Origin of the sequence: Pseudomonas sp. NBRC 111127, assembly GCF_001320345.1 — a bacterium.
GTDB lineage: Bacteria > Pseudomonadota > Gammaproteobacteria > Pseudomonadales > Pseudomonadaceae > Aquipseudomonas > Aquipseudomonas juntendi.
Genome location: NZ_BCBD01000130.1, coordinates 1 through 15,220 on the forward strand (window position 1 = coordinate 1; position 15,220 = coordinate 15,220).

17 protein-coding genes are annotated in these 15,220 nt (G+C 64.3%); 7 read left to right on the top strand and 10 right to left on the bottom strand.

What is annotated here, in order from left to right; all coding sequences use genetic code 11:
• From APH30_RS29165 to thiO, 4 genes are all read left to right on the top strand, one after another.
• Positions 1–504: hypothetical protein (locus APH30_RS29165; protein ID WP_054913578.1), on the top strand; the 504-nt coding region annotated here is incomplete at its 5' end.
• Positions 501–968 carry a hypothetical protein gene (locus APH30_RS20310; RefSeq protein WP_054913579.1) on the top strand — a complete coding sequence of 156 codons (468 nt, stop codon included), beginning with the start codon at positions 501–503 and terminating at the stop codon, positions 966–968. The genes APH30_RS29165 and APH30_RS20310, both read left to right, overlap by 4 nt.
• A 1-nt stretch (position 969) precedes the next feature.
• On the top strand, positions 970–1,359 hold the full coding sequence (locus tag APH30_RS20315) for a type IV pilin protein (RefSeq protein WP_054913580.1): 390 nt from the start codon (positions 970–972) through the stop codon (positions 1,357–1,359).
• 54 nt (positions 1,360–1,413) lie between these two features.
• On the top strand, positions 1,414–2,511 hold the full coding sequence (thiO, locus tag APH30_RS20320) for a glycine oxidase ThiO (RefSeq protein WP_054913581.1): 1,098 nt from the start codon (positions 1,414–1,416) through the stop codon (positions 2,509–2,511).
• A gap of 191 nt (positions 2,512–2,702) precedes the next feature.
• Here the strand turns inward: thiO and APH30_RS20325 are convergent, their stop codons facing one another.
• From APH30_RS20325 to APH30_RS20370, 10 genes are all read right to left on the bottom strand, one after another.
• Complete coding sequence (locus tag APH30_RS20325; protein ID WP_054913582.1) at positions 2,703–4,112, bottom strand: amidase; 1,410 nt, start codon at positions 4,110–4,112, stop codon at positions 2,703–2,705.
• Between the two features lies 1 nt (position 4,113).
• On the bottom strand, positions 4,114–5,391 hold the full coding sequence (locus APH30_RS20330) for a Zn-dependent hydrolase (RefSeq protein WP_054913583.1): 1,278 nt from the start codon (positions 5,389–5,391) through the stop codon (positions 4,114–4,116).
• 116 nt (positions 5,392–5,507) lie between these two features.
• Positions 5,508–6,203 (bottom strand): ABC transporter ATP-binding protein, encoded by a 696-nt coding sequence (locus APH30_RS20335; protein WP_009683015.1) that lies wholly within the window; start codon positions 6,201–6,203, stop codon positions 5,508–5,510.
• Positions 6,203–6,955 (bottom strand): ABC transporter ATP-binding protein, encoded by a 753-nt coding sequence (locus APH30_RS20340; RefSeq protein WP_054913584.1) that lies wholly within the window; start codon positions 6,953–6,955, stop codon positions 6,203–6,205. The genes APH30_RS20335 and APH30_RS20340 overlap by 1 nt, the downstream gene beginning before the upstream one ends.
• Positions 6,955–7,974, bottom strand: coding sequence for a branched-chain amino acid ABC transporter permease (locus tag APH30_RS20345; RefSeq protein ID WP_054913585.1), 1,020 nt, complete (start codon positions 7,972–7,974; stop codon positions 6,955–6,957). The genes APH30_RS20340 and APH30_RS20345 overlap by 1 nt, the downstream gene beginning before the upstream one ends.
• Before the next feature lies 1 nt (position 7,975).
• Positions 7,976–8,836, bottom strand: a complete 861-nt coding sequence (locus APH30_RS20350; protein WP_029887332.1) for a branched-chain amino acid ABC transporter permease — start codon at positions 8,834–8,836, stop codon at positions 7,976–7,978.
• Between the two features lie 65 nt (positions 8,837–8,901).
• The gene (locus APH30_RS20355; RefSeq protein ID WP_054913586.1) at positions 8,902–10,104 is read right to left on the bottom strand and encodes an ABC transporter substrate-binding protein; all 1,203 of its coding nucleotides are present in this window, start codon (positions 10,102–10,104) and stop codon (positions 8,902–8,904) included.
• Between the two features lie 90 nt (positions 10,105–10,194).
• Positions 10,195–10,959, bottom strand: a complete 765-nt coding sequence (locus APH30_RS20360; protein WP_029887330.1) for a FadR/GntR family transcriptional regulator — start codon at positions 10,957–10,959, stop codon at positions 10,195–10,197.
• 183 nt (positions 10,960–11,142) lie between these two features.
• Positions 11,143–11,373: a PP0621 family protein gene (locus APH30_RS20365; RefSeq protein ID WP_029887329.1), complete on the bottom strand. Its 231-nt coding sequence runs from the start codon at positions 11,371–11,373 to the stop codon at positions 11,143–11,145.
• A gap of 272 nt (positions 11,374–11,645) precedes the next feature.
• On the bottom strand, positions 11,646–12,665 hold the full coding sequence (locus APH30_RS20370) for an outer membrane protein assembly factor BamD (RefSeq protein WP_009683008.1): 1,020 nt from the start codon (positions 12,663–12,665) through the stop codon (positions 11,646–11,648).
• Between the two features lie 147 nt (positions 12,666–12,812).
• Here APH30_RS20370 and rluD point away from each other — a divergent pair, with 147 nt between their 5' ends.
• From rluD to APH30_RS20385, 3 genes are all read left to right on the top strand, one after another.
• Positions 12,813–13,775, top strand: coding sequence for a 23S rRNA pseudouridine(1911/1915/1917) synthase RluD (gene rluD, locus APH30_RS20375; protein ID WP_009683007.1), 963 nt, complete (start codon positions 12,813–12,815; stop codon positions 13,773–13,775).
• Complete coding sequence (pgeF, locus tag APH30_RS20380; RefSeq protein ID WP_054913587.1) at positions 13,772–14,512, top strand: peptidoglycan editing factor PgeF; 741 nt, start codon at positions 13,772–13,774, stop codon at positions 14,510–14,512. Before rluD ends, pgeF begins: the two co-directional genes overlap by 4 nt.
• Before the next feature lie 172 nt (positions 14,513–14,684).
• Positions 14,685–15,220 (top strand): Clp protease N-terminal domain-containing protein (locus APH30_RS20385; protein WP_305728795.1); only part of this gene is annotated, 536 nt, incomplete at its 3' end.

Sequence of the window (15,220 nt, forward strand, 5' to 3'; positions counted from 1 at the left end):
CGCATGCAAGGGGAGGCGCGCCAGGCGCTGCTGCGCATGGCCCAGGATATTCGCATGGCGGGCATGTTTGGCTGTTTGCGCCTGAAACCTGGCGACTTTCCGGCCCAAGCTGTGCCGCCTGGCTTCGCCCGGCCAATGGAGCTGGGGCCGTCCAGCTTCAGCCTGATGGTCGCCGAGTTGCCAGGGCATACCGGCGACCCGGACTGGACCTTGCTGACCAACTGTATCGACGAGGTCAAGGTGCTGAGCCGCCGGGCACAGGCTAGCGCCACACAGATGGCGGTGCCCATCAGCCATCACCATTATGCGCACAGCGGCGGCAGGCTGTACTTCAAGCGTCGGGGCAACAATCAGCCGCTGGTCGAGCATGTGCGGGAGCTGCGCATCGTGCAGGTTGCCGGTGAGCGGGTGGATATTCAGCTGACCTTGTATGAGCCCACACTGCAACTTGAGCAGCACTACGCGTTGAGCGTGGCATTGCGCAACCCGGTACCGGCTTTATGAGCCGCCAGCGGGGTGTGGTGCTGCTGTTGGCCTTGGTCCTGAGCCTGCTGCTCGGCCTGCTGGCCGCATCGGCGCTGCGCGACGCGCTGGTCGAAACGCGTATGAATGGTTACCTGAGCGATGGCCTGCACGCACTGGAAGAGGCCGAGGCCGCCTTGCAGGCCGGGGTGCGCAAGCTGGAACAGGGCCCGCCGCCGCCCTCGTGCAATGCCTGCCTGCCGCCACCACAGCCACACGACCTGGCTGGCCAGTGGCAAGCCACCCCAACCGGCTATTTCCAGCTACAGAACCTGGGCATCAGCCAGCGTGCTGCCCACGTGCCCGAAGGGCAGGCGGTCACCCTGTTGCGCATTACTGCCGTCAGCAAGCGAAGCCAATCCAGGCATGTACTGGAGGCGGTCTACGCCGCAGCCGACGGCACAGTCCAGCGCATCACCTGGCGACAGAGACTGAGAGGAGACTGACATGCAGCAAGGTTTGAGCCTGATGGAGTTGTTGATTGTCCTGGCCGTGACCGGCATTCTGGCAGCCATTGCCTACCCCAGTTACAGCGACCAGCTTCGGCGAGCCGCGCGCAGCGAAGTGGTTGGCCTGCTGCACGATGCCGCCCTGCGCCTGGAGCGCCACCGCGTACGCACCGGCCAATACGCCGAGGGCGACCCGGCGCTGCCCGGCGGCACCCGCCATTACAGCCTGCAGGCGCAACGCGACAGCGACACCTTCACGCTGCGCGCCCAGCGCTTGCCCCATGGGCTGATGGCGCAGGATGGCTGTGGCGACTTCCAGCTGGACCAGGCAGGGGTGCAGCGCAACCCGGGTGCCGTTGAGCACAGCGCGCACTGCTGGGGGAGCTGAAGGTTGAATGGTGCCCGGCGCATCGCGGTTTTACTTCAGGTGTTGGATCGACAGATGAGCAAGCGAGTAGTGGTGGTTGGCGGCGGGGTGATCGGCCTGTTGACGGCGTTCAACCTGGCGGCCAAGGTCGGCCATGTGGTGGTGTGCGATCAGGGCGAGGTCGGCCGTGAGTCGTCGTGGGCCGGTGGCGGCATCGTTTCGCCGCTGTACCCGTGGCGCTACAGCCCGGCAGTGACTGCCCTGGCGCACTGGTCACAGGACTTTTATCCGCAGTTGGGCGAACGCTTGTTCGCCAGCACCGGTGTCGACCCCGAAGTGCACACCACTGGCCTGTACTGGCTGGACCTGGATGACGAAGCTCAAGCGCTGGCCTGGGCCGAGCGCGAACAGCGGCCTTTGAGTGCGGTGGATATCTCGGCAGCCTATGACGCGGTGCCGGTACTGGGCCCGGGTTTCAAGCGCGCCATCTACATGGCGGGCGTGGCCAATGTGCGCAACCCGCGCCTGGTGAAATCGCTGAAGGCGGCGTTGCTGGCAATGCCGAACGTGACTTTGCGCGAGCACTGCCAGATCACCGGTTTCGCCCAGCAAGGCGGGCGTGTGACCGGGGTGCAGACGGCCGACGGTGTGCTGGCGGCGGATGAGGTGGTGCTCAGTGCTGGCGCCTGGAGTGGCGACCTGTTGGCTACGCTTGGCCTGGCGCTGCCGGTGGAGCCAGTGAAGGGCCAGATGATTCTGTTCAAATGTGCCGAAGACTTGCTGCCGAGCATGGTCCTGGCCAAGGGGCGCTATGCGATCCCGCGGCGTGATGGGCACATTCTGGTGGGCAGTACGCTTGAGCATGCCGGGTATGACAAGACCCCGACCGGGGATGCACTGCAGAGCCTGAAGGCTTCGGCGGTGGAGTTGTTGCCTGAGCTGGAAGGGGCCACCGTGGTGGCGCACTGGGCCGGGCTGCGGCCGGGGTCGCCTGAGGGCATTCCGTATATCGGGCCGGTGCCGGGGCATGCGGGGTTGTGGTTGAACTGCGGGCACTACCGGAACGGGTTGGTGCTGGCGCCGGCTTCGTGCCAGCTGTTTACCGATTTGCTGACCGGTGCCGAACCGATCATCGACCCGGCGCCCTATGCCCCAGCGGGGCGTTTGGGCTGAGAATGCTGGGGCCGCTGTGCGGCCCTATCGCAGGCAAGCCAGCTCCCACAGGTATTGCACAAGGCTCAAGGGCAGTACAGGTATTACACAAGGCCCAAGGGCAGTACAGGTATTGCACAAGGCTCAAGGCCTGCGAGGTACCTGTGGGAGCTGGCTTGCCTGCGATGAGGCAGGGAAGGCCAGTAGGGTTATCAGCCTGTAATCGGCGCCTGTAAATGCCGGCTCGGGTAATGCTGCTCATACACCTTGCACACCCGCAGCACCTGATCATCGGCAAAGCGCCCGGCCACGACCTGAAGCGCCACCGGCAAGCCTTCGCGGGTGAACCCGCAAGGCACTGATGCTGCTGGTTGTTGGGTCAGGTTGAAGGGGTAGCTGAACGGCGTCCATTCCATCCATTGCGCCATCCCCGACCCAGGCGGCACGTTGTGCCCGGCCTCGAACGCCACCAGCGGCAGCATCGGCGAAACCAGCACGTCATAGCGCTGGTGGAAGGCGTTCATCTTCGCAATCAACTCCGCCCGAGCCTCCAGTGCTTGGGTGTACTGGCTCAGGCTGATGCGTGCCCCCTGTTCGGCAATCCAGCGCAGCCCAGGGTCAAGCAGCGCTCGCTGTTCATCGCTCAACGCACCGGCCAGCCGCGCTGCGCCGGCAAACCACAGGGTATTGAACGTTTCCAGCGGGTCGCTGAAGCCGGGGTCCACTTCTTCGACCTGCGCGCCCAGCCGGGCCAGGCGTTGTACCGCTTGCGCCACCAGCGCCTCAATCTGCGGGTCGACCTGCACGTAACCAAAATTGGCACTGTAGGCGATGCGCAGACCGTTCAGGTCTTGCTGCTGGCCCAGCCACGGAGCCTGTCGTGGCGCACCGGCCAACCCGTCACGTGGATCGGGGCGGGCGACACAGTCGAGCATCAGCACCGCGTCGTCCACCGTGCGCGTCATCGGCCCCAGGTGCGACAGTACGGTCATGGCACTGGCCGGCCATTGCGGCACATAGCCAAACGTGGGCTTGATGCCGAAGGTGCCGGTAAAGGCGCAGGGTATGCGGATAGAGCCCCCGGCATCGCTGCCCTGGTGCAGTACGCCCAGGTTCAATGCGGCAGCGGCGGCGGCACCACCCGACGAGCCACCGGCAGTCAGCCGTGTGTTCCAGGGGTTACGGGTGATGCCGTACAGCGGGTTGTCTGTTACGCCCTTCCAGCCGAACTCGGGGGTAGTGGTCTTGCCCACCAGGACTGCACCGGCCTCACGCATGAAGGCGCTGAACGGGGCATCGACCTCCCATGGCCCGGCCGCGGAGGTGGTGCGGGACCCTTTGCGGGTAGGCATGCCACGGGTCAGGGTCAGGTCCTTGATCGAGGCGGGTAGGCCATCGAGCCGGCCACAAGGCTCGCCCCGTTGCCAGCGTTGTTCGCTGGCCCGGGCAGCGGCGCGGGCGCCTTCGCCGTCGACGTGGCAATAGGCGTTGACCGCCGGGTTGTGCTGGTCGATGCGCGCCAGCACATCGTCGACCACCTCCACAGGCGACAACTGGCGGCGCTGGTACAGTTCGAGCAGTTCGGCAGCGGTGAACTCGCCAATCGCGGTTTTCTGGGGCATTTCAGCGGGCTCCTGGGTTGGCGGCCTGGAACATGGCGCGCAGCAACACGTCGCAACCATCGGCCAGGTCCTGCGGCGCGGCATTTTCGATTTCGTTGTGGCTGATGCCGCCTTCGCACGGTACGAATATCATCCCGGCCGGGCCCAGCTCGGCGAGGAAAATCGCATCGTGGCCGGCACCACTGACAATATCCATGTGGCTCAGGCCCAGCGCACGCGCCCCTTGGCGCACGGCATCCACGCACTGCTCGGCGAAGTACAACGGCGGGAAGTCGGCCGTCGGGGTGAGCTGCCAGGCAAGGCCGTGTGCCGTTGCGCTGGTTTCGATGGCCGTGCGCACTTCACTGACCATGGCGGCGAGGTGCCCAGGGTCGAGGTGGCGCAGGTCGATGGTCATGTGCACCTGGCCGGGGATGACGTTACGCGAGCCCGGGTGCAGGGTCAGGCAGCCTACCGTGCCGCAGGCATGCGGCTGGTGGGCGTGGGCAACACGGTTGACCGCAGCCACGACCTCGGCGGCACCGACCAGCGCATCCTTGCGCAAGTGCATGGGGGTGGGGCCTGCATGTGCTTCTACACCGGTCAGCACCAGGTCGAACCATTTCTGCCCCAGGCAGCCCTGGACCACGCCGATGGTCGTGCGCTGGTCTTCCAGTATCGGGCCTTGCTCGATATGCGCTTCGAAGTAGGCACCCACGGCATGCCCGGTAGGTACGCGCGGGCCGGCATAGCCGATGCGCTGCAGCTCGGCACCCACCGACAGGCCCTGGTCATCGACCTTGTCCAGGGTCTGCTGCAGGTCGAACTTACCGGCGAATACCCCAGAGCCCATCATGCACGGTGGAAAGCGCGAGCCTTCTTCGTTGGTCCATACCACCACCTCCAGCGGCGCTTCGGTGGTCAGCTTCAAGTCGTTGAGGGTGCGCATGACTTCCAGGCCGGCCATGACCCCGTAGCAGCCATCGAACTTGCCACCGGTAGGCTGGGTGTCGATGTGGCTGCCGGTCATGACCGGCGGCAGGGCCGGGTTGCGACCGGGGCGGCGGGCAAAGATGTTGCCGATGGCGTCGACGCTGACGGTGCAGCCGGCTTCTTCGCACCAGCGTACGAACAGGTCGCGGGCCTGGCGGTCAAGGTCGGTCAGGGCCAGGCGGCACACACCGCCCTTGGCGGTGGCGCCGAGTTGGGCCAGGTCCATCAGCGATTGCCAGAGGCGTTCGCGGCTGACCAGTGGGCCTTGGGCAAGCAGGTGCTGCGGGGGATCGATGCGGGTGTTCATGGTTCATCTCTCCTGAAAGTATCGGGTTGCTGGTACCGGCCTCTTCGCGGGCTTGCCCGCTCCCACAGGTCCTGCGTAGTCCTCAGAAGAGGCCGGTACAGAAAAGCAGGTATGGGTCAGGCACTCAGGGCCAGATAGCGGTTCTTGATACTCGGGTCCTCACGGAACTGCGCCGCACTGCCCTGGTAGGCAACCCGACCCTGCTCCAGCACGTAGTGGCGGTCTGCAAGGGCATCGCAGACCATCAGGTTCTGCTCCACCAGCAGGATCGACAGCCCTTCGTCCTTGATGCGCCGTAGAATCTTCACCAGCTCGTCGACAATCACCGGCGCCAGACCTTCAGTCGGTTCATCAAGGATCAGCAGCTTGGGCCCGTTGAGCAGGGCGCGGGCGATGGCCAGCATCTGCTGCTCGCCACCGGACAACGCGAAGCCACCGTTACGGCGCCGCTCCTTCAGCCGCGGAAACATGCTGTACACGTCCTCCAGCTGCCAGCGGCTGGTCTTGCGCACGGCGATCTTCAGGTTCTCCTCGACACTGAGCTGGCGGAAAATGCCGCGGTGCTCTGGCACCAGGGCAATGCCCAGCCGGGCAATGTCGAAGATTTCGCGGCCGACCAACTGTTGGCCGTTGAAGCTGATCTGCCCCTGCCGAGGGCGAACGATGCCAAGAATGCTGCGCAAGGTGGTGGTCTTGCCGGCACCGTTGCGCCCAAGCAGTGTGACTAGTTCGCCAGCCTCGACCTTGAGCGAGACGCCTTCGAGCACATGGCTCTTGTCGTAGTAGGAATGGATCGAATCGACGTTGAGCATCAGGCGGCCTCACCAAGGTAGGCAGTGCGCACGCGTTCGTCGTTGCGCACCTGTTCAGGGGTACCCTCGACCAGGATCTGGCCGTGGCTCATTACCGTGATGCGCTGGCTGATCGACATGACGATGCTCATGTTGTGCTCGATCAACAGCACGGTATGGTCACGGCCCAGGTCGCTGATCAGGTCGGTCATGACCGGGATGTCATCAATGCCCATGCCCGAGGTGGGTTCGTCGAGCATCAGCAGGGTAGGCTTGGCGCAGATGGACATGCCCACTTCCAGCACCCGCTGCTGGCCGTGCGAAAGCTCGCCGGCGAGGGTGTTGGCGCGGCCAGTCAGCTGCAGGCGCTCCAGTACCTGGTCGGCGGTGTCCCAGTGGCTGCGCTTGTGCTCGACGCTACGCCAGAAGTTCAGCGCGCCCAGGCCATCGCGGCCCTGGGCCGCCAGGCGCAGGTTCTCGCGTACCGACAGGTTCTGGAACAGGCTGGTGAGCTGAAACGAACGCGCCATGCCCAGTGCCACACGGCCGTGGGACGGCTTGCGGACGATGTCCTGGCCATTGAACAGGATCTTGCCCGCGGTGGCCTGGCGCTCACCGGTCAGGCAGTGGAACAGGCTGGTCTTGCCGGCGCCGTTGGGCCCGATAACGGTATGAATGGTGCCGGCGCGCACGTTGAGGTCCACGCCCGCGACCGCCTTGAACGGCCCGTATGCCAGCTCCAGCTGGCAGGTTTGCAGGAGGTAGTCGCTCATCACAAGGTCTCCTTGGTCTTGGCCTGGGGTTTGTCGTTGGAGGCACGGCTAGCCAGCAGGCGCTTGGCCAGTTCGGCCAGGCCGCCCCACAGGCCACCGCGCATGAACACCACGACCAGGATCAGGATCACCCCCAGCAGCATCAGCCAGCGTGGCCACAGTTCGGACAGCACATCGCCCAACAGCACGATGGCACCGGCCCCCAGCAGCGAGCCGAACAGCGAGCCGGTACCGCCGACAATGGTCATGATCAGAATGTTCTCGCTCATCATCAGGTCGATGTTCGACAGCGGCGCAAAATGCAGCAGCATGGCGTACAGCGCCCCGGCAATCCCGGTGATGGCGCCCGACAGCATGAACACCAGGATCTTGAAATGGCGGGTGTCATAGCCGATGGCGGCAGCGCGGGTCTCGTTCTCGCGGATGGCCAGCAGGGTGCTGCCGAACGGCGAGCGAATGACCCGCAGGGCGCCGGCGAAGATCAGCAGGAACAGCACGGCGACAAACACATAGAAGTGCCGCGGGTCGGCCAGGTCGACCAGCACATGGCCGGCGATCTCGATGTTCGGCCGTGGTACGTCGAGCAGGCCGTTGTCGCCGCCGGTCCAGCCACTGAGGGTATAGGCCAGGAAGTAGGCCATCTGGCTGAAGGCCAAGGTCAGCATGACGAAGTAGATGCCCGTGCGGCGTATGGCCAGGGCGCCCACCAGCAGCGCGAGGAAGGCGCCGAATACAGCGGCGCCAAGCAGCGCAGCGAACATGCCCCACTGCAGGTGGATCATCAGCAATGCCGCACCATAGGCGCCCACACCAAAGAAGATGCCTTGGCCGAACGACAGCAGGCCGGTGTAGCCCAGCAACAGGTTGCAGGCCAGCGCGGCCAGGGCAAAGATCAGGATTTCAGTGGCCAGGGTGGCCGATGGCAGCACCAACGGCAGCGCCACCAGGCTGGCGACTACCAGCAACAGCAGTGCCGGGGCACGGCCCCTGGCGACTGGCAAAGGGTTTTTTTCACTCATCTCAGGCTCTCCCGAACAGGCCATACGGACGCACCAGGATCACCGCCGCCATGGCGCCGTAGATCATCAGGCTGGCGCCTTGTGGCCACAGGCTGGTCATCATGCTTTGCACCACACCCACCAACAGGCCGCCGACCAGCGCACCGCCAAACGAGCCCATGCCGCCGATCACCACCACCACGAAGGCGATGCCGAGGATTTCCGGGCCGACGAAGGGCTGGGCCCCGCGCAGCGGCGCGAACAGCACACCGGCCACGCCGGCCAGGCCTACGCCCAGGGCGAATGTCAGGGAGAACAGGCGGAAGATATTGGTACCCAGCAGCGACACGGTTTCGGTGCTCTCGCTGCCGGCCCGCACCAGGGCGCCGAAGCGGGTGCGCTCCAGTAGCAGCCATAGGCCAACGCCGATCAGTGCGGCGAAACCGATCAGGAACAGGCGGTAGTACGGGTAGATGAAGTCACCCAGGATCAACACCCCGCGCAGCTCGGGCGGCACGGCGATGTTCTTGCCCACCGGGCCCCAGATCAGCACCGAGGCTTCCTGGATGATCAGGGCGATGCCAAGGGTAACGAGGATCTGGAAGGTGTGTGGCAGGTGATAGATGCGTTTGATCAGCAGGCGCTCGACCGCCCAGGCCAGGGCGGCCACCACCAAGGGCGCGATCAGCAGCGCCAGCCAGAAGCTGCCGGTGATGGCCACGGCGGTGTAGCACAGGTAGGCGCCAAGCAGAAAGAACGCGCCATGGGCGAAGTTGACGAAGTTGAGCAAGCCGAAAATGATCGTCAGGCCTACGGCGATGAGGAAGTAGATCATCCCCAGGCCCAGGCCGTTGAGCAGTTGGAACAGGTACAAATCGAGCATGAGCGTGCCCTCGACAGCGCGCGGCGCGGCTGCCTGTACGAGTGTGAGTGACTAACGCCGCGGCTTCAGGCCAAGGCGCAACCGGTGTGGTCGGGCTCGACGAACGAGCGGCCCGAGCTGATGACTTCGGCCAGGTCGTCTTCGTCGCGTATCTGCCCTTGGGGCTTGCCGCGCAGCAGGTAGTAATCCTTGAGCACCTGGTGGTCGCCCGGGCGGATCAGCTCGTCGCCGGTCGGCCCCTGGAAACGCATGCCCTGCAGTGCTGCAGAGACGGCGGCACCGTCCAGGCTGCCGGCCTTGACGATGGCTTCGAGCATGACCTTGGTGCCGATGTAGTCGGCGGCCAGCGGGTAGTTGGGGTTGATGCCGTAGGCCTTGCGGGTGGCGGCAACCAGTTGCTGGTTCAGCGGCGTATCCACCTGGTGCCAGTACTGCGCGCCCAGGTAAACGCCTTCGAGCACGTCACTGCCCAGTTCCTGGAACTGGTCGAGGCCGGCTGACCACACCATCAGCACTTTCATACGGTCCTTGATGCCGAAGTTGACCGCCTGGCGCAGCGCGTTGGAGGCCTGGCTGCCGAAGTTGAGCAGCACCAGCACGTCGGGTTTGGCCGCGATGGCATTGGTGAGGTAACCCGAGAATTCCTGCTCTTGCAGCGAGTGATAGCTGTTGCCGATATGTTCCACGCCCTGCTCGGCGAATACTTTGCGGGCGTTGTCCAGCAGCGCGTCGCCGAACACGTATTGCGGGGTGATGGTGTACCAGCGCTTGGCCTGCGGGAGTTGGCGAATCATCGGCACCAGGGTTTCGCGGATGGCGCCGTAGGTCGGCACCGACCAGCGGAAGGTCGAGGCGTTGCAGTCCTTGCCGGTGATTTCGTCGGCGCCCACCGGGGTCATGAACACGCCACCGGCCTTGTGTATTTCCTTGGAAACCGCCAGCGCCGAAGACGACAAGGTGCAGCCCTGGAAGAAGCGGGCGCCATCCTGGCCAATGGCTTCCTGTACCTTGCGCACGGCCTTGCCGGCGTTGCCTTCGGTGTCGATGACTTTGTACTTGAGCGGGCGCCCCAGCAACTGCGGGTATTCGGCGATGGCCAGGCGCGAGCCCATGTCGGCGTACTTGCCGTAGCTGGCGAAGGCACCCGACATGGACTTGAGCCCATAGAAGGTCAACGGTTGATCGGCGAATGCCCGGTGTGCTCCCAAGGGGAGGCTACCGAAGGCACCCAGGGCAAGGCCTGCCTTGAGCAGGGTACGTCTTTGCATGGGTAACTCCTTGGTTGTGGTTATTAGGCAGGAGTGGCAATGACAAAGCGGGTACGGCCGGGCCTGTGAGCAGGCCTCTTTCCAGGCGGATCAGTGGTGGTGGTTGAACTCCAGCAGGAAGTGGCGGGCGACCTCGCCCTCCAGTGCGGTCATGTGGTGTTCGGCGTCGCACATGTGCTCGTGCATCAGCCGGCGTACGCTGGGCTCGTCACTGGCGCGCAGGGCGCTGAGCAGTTGTTTGTGGTAGTCGATGTTGGCTGCGGCGAACTGCTGGCGCTTGGGCAGGTAGGCTTTTTTCAGCACCACCAGGTCGCGCAGCAGGTCGTTGAGGAACACCGCCATGAAGCGCAGCAACGGGTTGGGGCAGCGGTGGGCCAGCAGGGTGTGGAACTCCAGCTCCGCCAGGCGCTGTTCGCGCTGGCCCTCTTCGCTGTCTTCCGGCGCACTGCAGAAATCGATGTTGGCCTCAAGCGCGGCATAGTCCGCTTCGCTCAGCTGACCCATTACCGACACTGCCAACTCGACCTCGATGACTTTGCGCAGCTGGTACACCTGCTCGCCGTCCAGGTGCTGAAAGTGCAGGTAGTTGCGCAGCGCTCGGCTGGCGGGCTCGGTGCCGACCTCGGCCAGGTAGGCACCACCGGCAGGGCCGGTGCGGGTGCTGACCAGGCCTTCTACCTCAAGTGCCTTGAGTGCCTCGCGGGCAGTGCCCTTGGAGCATTCGAAGTGTTCCATCAGCTCACGCTCGGTGGGCAGGCGGTCGCCGGGGTGCAGCGCTTCGGTGACGATCGAGCGCTTGACCGATTCGACGATCACATCCGACAGCTTTTGGCGCTTGCGTTTGGGTTTGAGCATTTCGCTATTTTTCATATTTATGCGGATAAATAGGATTTAGCGAATTTTGCCGGGGTGGGTCAATGCTGGGGGAGGGGGAGGGGTCGTATTTGGTGTGAAAGGGTCGGGGAGGGATATGTGAAGAGGTGTATGGACTGCAGACCCTGTGGGTGCGGGTAAACCTGCTCCCACAGGGCTCTTTGTTCAGCCTTGGCGGCCAGGACCTTGCTGCAGGTGGGCCTGGCTGCAATACCACTCGTTGCCCTGCTGCAGCGCCCGATCATTGGGCAGGTGCACGCCGCAATGGGCGCAGCGCACCATCGTCAGTGGCGCATCGAGCTTGGCTTCGGGGCGCGACTGCTGGCTGATTTTGAATTTGCGCCACAGCCAGAACGCGGCGGCGATCAGGGCGATCCAGAAAAGTAGGCGAACCATGGTGTCCAGCTTGTTGATGGAAGAAGCCGACAGTCTAGGATGCAGCCGACAAAAAAGGGAGGCCCAAGGCCTAATGCCAGTCAGTTAAGCGTTACTGGGGCTGCTTTGCAGCCCTTCGCGGGCACGCCCGCTCCCACACGTTTGGCGCTGAACTCAAGAAATGCGCAATGCCCTGTGGGAGCGGGCGTGCCCGCGAAGGGGCGCAAAGCGGCCCCAAATTACTTAACTGACGGGTATTGGCCCAAGGCCTCCCTTTCATTTACCGCGGTCGGTCAATCGAACAGACCAAAGGTCATGTAGCTGAACCAGGAGCGGTCTTTCTCGGCCTCTTTCGGGCCCTCGGGCACGATCGGGTCGCCGTTTTCATCCTTTGGCAGCAGCTCTTGCGGCATCTCGTCCCGCGCGTCCTGGAACTGCTTGACCACGTCCTGGTTGGCGCGGGTTTCACCCGGCGGCAGCGGCGTGTCGGTCTCGATCAGGCCCAGGGTGGCCTTGGACAGCCAGCCGCGGCCGTCAGACTCGGTCTGCTTGGGCTGGAACTCGCCATCGACCAGGCTTGGGTGGTCCGGGTAGTTGAGCTTGAGGGTTTCCAGGCTGGTGGCGGCCAGTTCGTCCAGGTGCATCTTCTGGTACGACTCGACCATTACCGCCAGGCCGTCGCCGACCGAAGGAGTTTCCTGGAAGTTCTCGACCACGTAGCGGCCACGGTTGGCGGCAGCCACGTAAGCCTGGCGGCTCAGGTAGTAGTCGGCCACGTGGATTTCGTACGACGCCAGCAGGTTGCGCAGGTAGATCATGCGCTGCTTGGCATCGGGCGCGTAGCGGCTGTTGGGGAAGCGGCTGGTCAGCTGGGCGAACTCGTTGTACGAGTCGCGGGCAGCACCCGGGTCACGCTTGGTCATGTCCAGCGGCAGGAAGCGCGCCAGCAGGCCACGGTCCTGGTCGAACGAGGTCAGGCCCTTGAGGTAGTAGGCGTAGTCCACGTTCGGGTGCTGCGGGTGCAGGCGAATGAAGCGCTCGGCAGCCGATTTGGCCGCCTCGGGCTCGGCGTTCTTGTAGTTGGCGTAGATCAGCTCCAGCTGCGCCTGGTCGGCATAACGGCCGAACGGGTAGCGCGACTCCAGGGCCTTGAGCTTGTTCACGGCGCTGGTGTAGCTGGAGTTGTCCAGATCAGCCTGGGCCTGCTGGTACAGCTCGGCCTCGCTGAGGTTCTCGTCGATGACTTCCTTATTCGAGGAACAGGCCGCGGTGAGCCCAAGGATGGCGATCAGCAGCAGGTGTTTCACTTGCATGGCGGCTTGCGTCCCTTTGACGGCCGCTGTTTTGGGCGGTGCCGTCCTGTTATGATGAGCGCCCCGGCCAACCCCGGGACAAAAGAAGCCGTATTTAACCACAAGCTCGCAGCCGAAACCAAAGGCTGTGCGCCCGCCGAATCGAGCATGTCCGAGATCATTCAACTTAGCGCAGAGGTCCCGTCCGAATTGGGCGGCCAACGCCTCGACCAGGTCGCCGCCCAATTGTTCGCCGAGTACTCGCGTTCGCGGCTAACTTCGTGGATCAAAGAGGGCCGCCTGACGGTCGATGGTGCCGTCGTGCGCCCTCGCGACCTCGTTCACGGTGGCTCCCAGCTTGCCCTGCAGGCCGAACAGGAAGCCCAGGGTGAGTGGGTAGCAGAAGATATCGAACTGGATATCGTCTACGAAGACGACCACATCATGGTCATCAACAAGCCCGCCGGGCTGGTCGTGCACCCGGCTGCCGGGCACGCCAGCGGCACCCTGCTCAATGCGCTGCTGCACCACGTGCCAGACATCGTCAACGTACCGCGCGCCGGTATCGTTCACCGCCTGGACAAGGACACCACCGGGCTGATGGTGGTGGCCAAGACCCTGCAGGCGCAGACCAAGCTGGTCGAGCAAATGCAGGCGCGCAAGGTCAGCCGCATTTATGAGTGCATCGTCATCGGCGTGGTCACCGCCGGTGGCAAGATCGACGCCCCGATCGGTCGCCACGGCGGCATGCGCCAGCGCATGGCGGTCACCGACGGCGGCAAGCCAGCCGTCAGCCACTACCGGGTGCTCAAGCGCTTCCGCTCGCACACCCATGTACGGGTCAAGCTGGAAACCGGCCGCACCCACCAGATCCGCGTGCACATGGCCCATGTGGGCTTTCCGCTGGTCGGTGACCAGACCTACGGTGGCCGCTTCCGCATTCCGCCGGCTGCCAGCCCAACCATGGTCGAGGCAGTGAAAAGCTTCCCGCGCCAGGCGCTGCACGCGCGGTTCCTTGCCCTGGCCCACCCGATCACCGGTGAAGTCATGAAGTGGGAGTCGCCACTGCCCGACGACTTCGTGTGGTTGCTGTCGCTGCTCAACCAGGACCGTGAGAGCTTCATCGGATGAGTGACCTGGCGCGGACGCTGCTGTTTCCCGACTGGCCGGCCCCGGCCTCGGTACGCGCCTGTGTCACCACCCGTCAGGGCGGTGTGAGCCTGCCGCCCTACGCCACGTTCAACCTGGGTGACCATGTGGGGGATGACCCTGCCGCGGTTGCCGAAAACCGTCGCCGCCTGCGCGAGCAGTTCGCCATCCAGCCAGCCTGGCTCAAGCAGGTGCATGGGCTGGAGGTGGCGGATGCCAACCCGGCCGTGGTAGCCGAGGCTGATGCCAGCTGCACCAGCCAGCCCGGCATTGCCTGCACCGTGATGACGGCCGACTGCCTGCCTGTACTGTTCTGTGACCGTGCGGGCACCCGCGTGGCGGCGGCGCATGCGGGCTGGCGCGGGCTGGCGGGTGGCGTGCTGGAAGCCACCCTCGACCGCCTGGCGCTGGCGCCCCAGGAGGTGCTGGTGTGGCTGGGGCCGGCGATCGGGCCCAAGGCCTTCGAAGTGGGGCTGGAAGTACGCGATGCCTTTACTGCCGTGCACCCTGAGGCGGCCCGGGCTTTTGTCGAGGGCGAGCGGCCAGGCAAGCTGATGGCAGACATCTACGAATTGGCGCGCATTCGCCTGGCGGCCCGTGGGATATCGGCTGTTTATGGCGGTGGCTGGTGCACGGTCAGTGACGAGCGGTTTTTCTCCTACCGCCGTACGCCGCAGGGTGGCCGCTTCGCTTCGCTTGTGTGGTTGCAGCCGCTCTAGCCTAGATGGGCACCGCCTGCCCCAAGCGCTAATCCAACTCGTTGATCCTGGTCAACCCCGCTACGCTTGAATCTTCCAGAATCAGCCTTATCTATAAAGGCATCTCAGGCAGGTTTCTTTATAAACAGGCGCTGTCCATCGCTCCGACCTGCCCTTTAAAGGAAGGTACACCATGCGAATAGACCGTTTGACCAGCAAGCTGCAACTTGCAATATCCGATGCCCAATCCCTGGCCGTAGGCATGGACCACCCTGCCATCGAGCCCGTGCACCTGTTGCAGGCATTGCTCGAACAGCAGGGCGGCTCGATCAAGCCACTGCTGATGCAAGTGGGCTTCGATATCAATAGCCTGCGCCAGGCACTGGTGAAAGAACTCGACCAGCTGCCGAAAATCCAGAACCCCACCGGCGACGTGAACATGTCGCAGGACCTGGCGCGCCTGCTCAACCAGGCCGACCGCCTGGCCCAGCAAAAGGGCGACCAGTTCATTTCCAGCGAGCTGGTGTTGCTGGCCGCCATGGACGAGAACAGCAAGCTGGGCAAGTTGCTGCTCAGCCAGGGTGTCAGCAAAAAGGCCCTGGAAAATGCCATCAACAACCTGCGCGGTGGCGCGGCGGTGAATGACGCCAACGCCGAAGAGTCACGCCAGGCGCTGGACAAGTACACCGTCGACCTCACCAAGCGTGCCGAAGAAGGCAAGCTGGACCC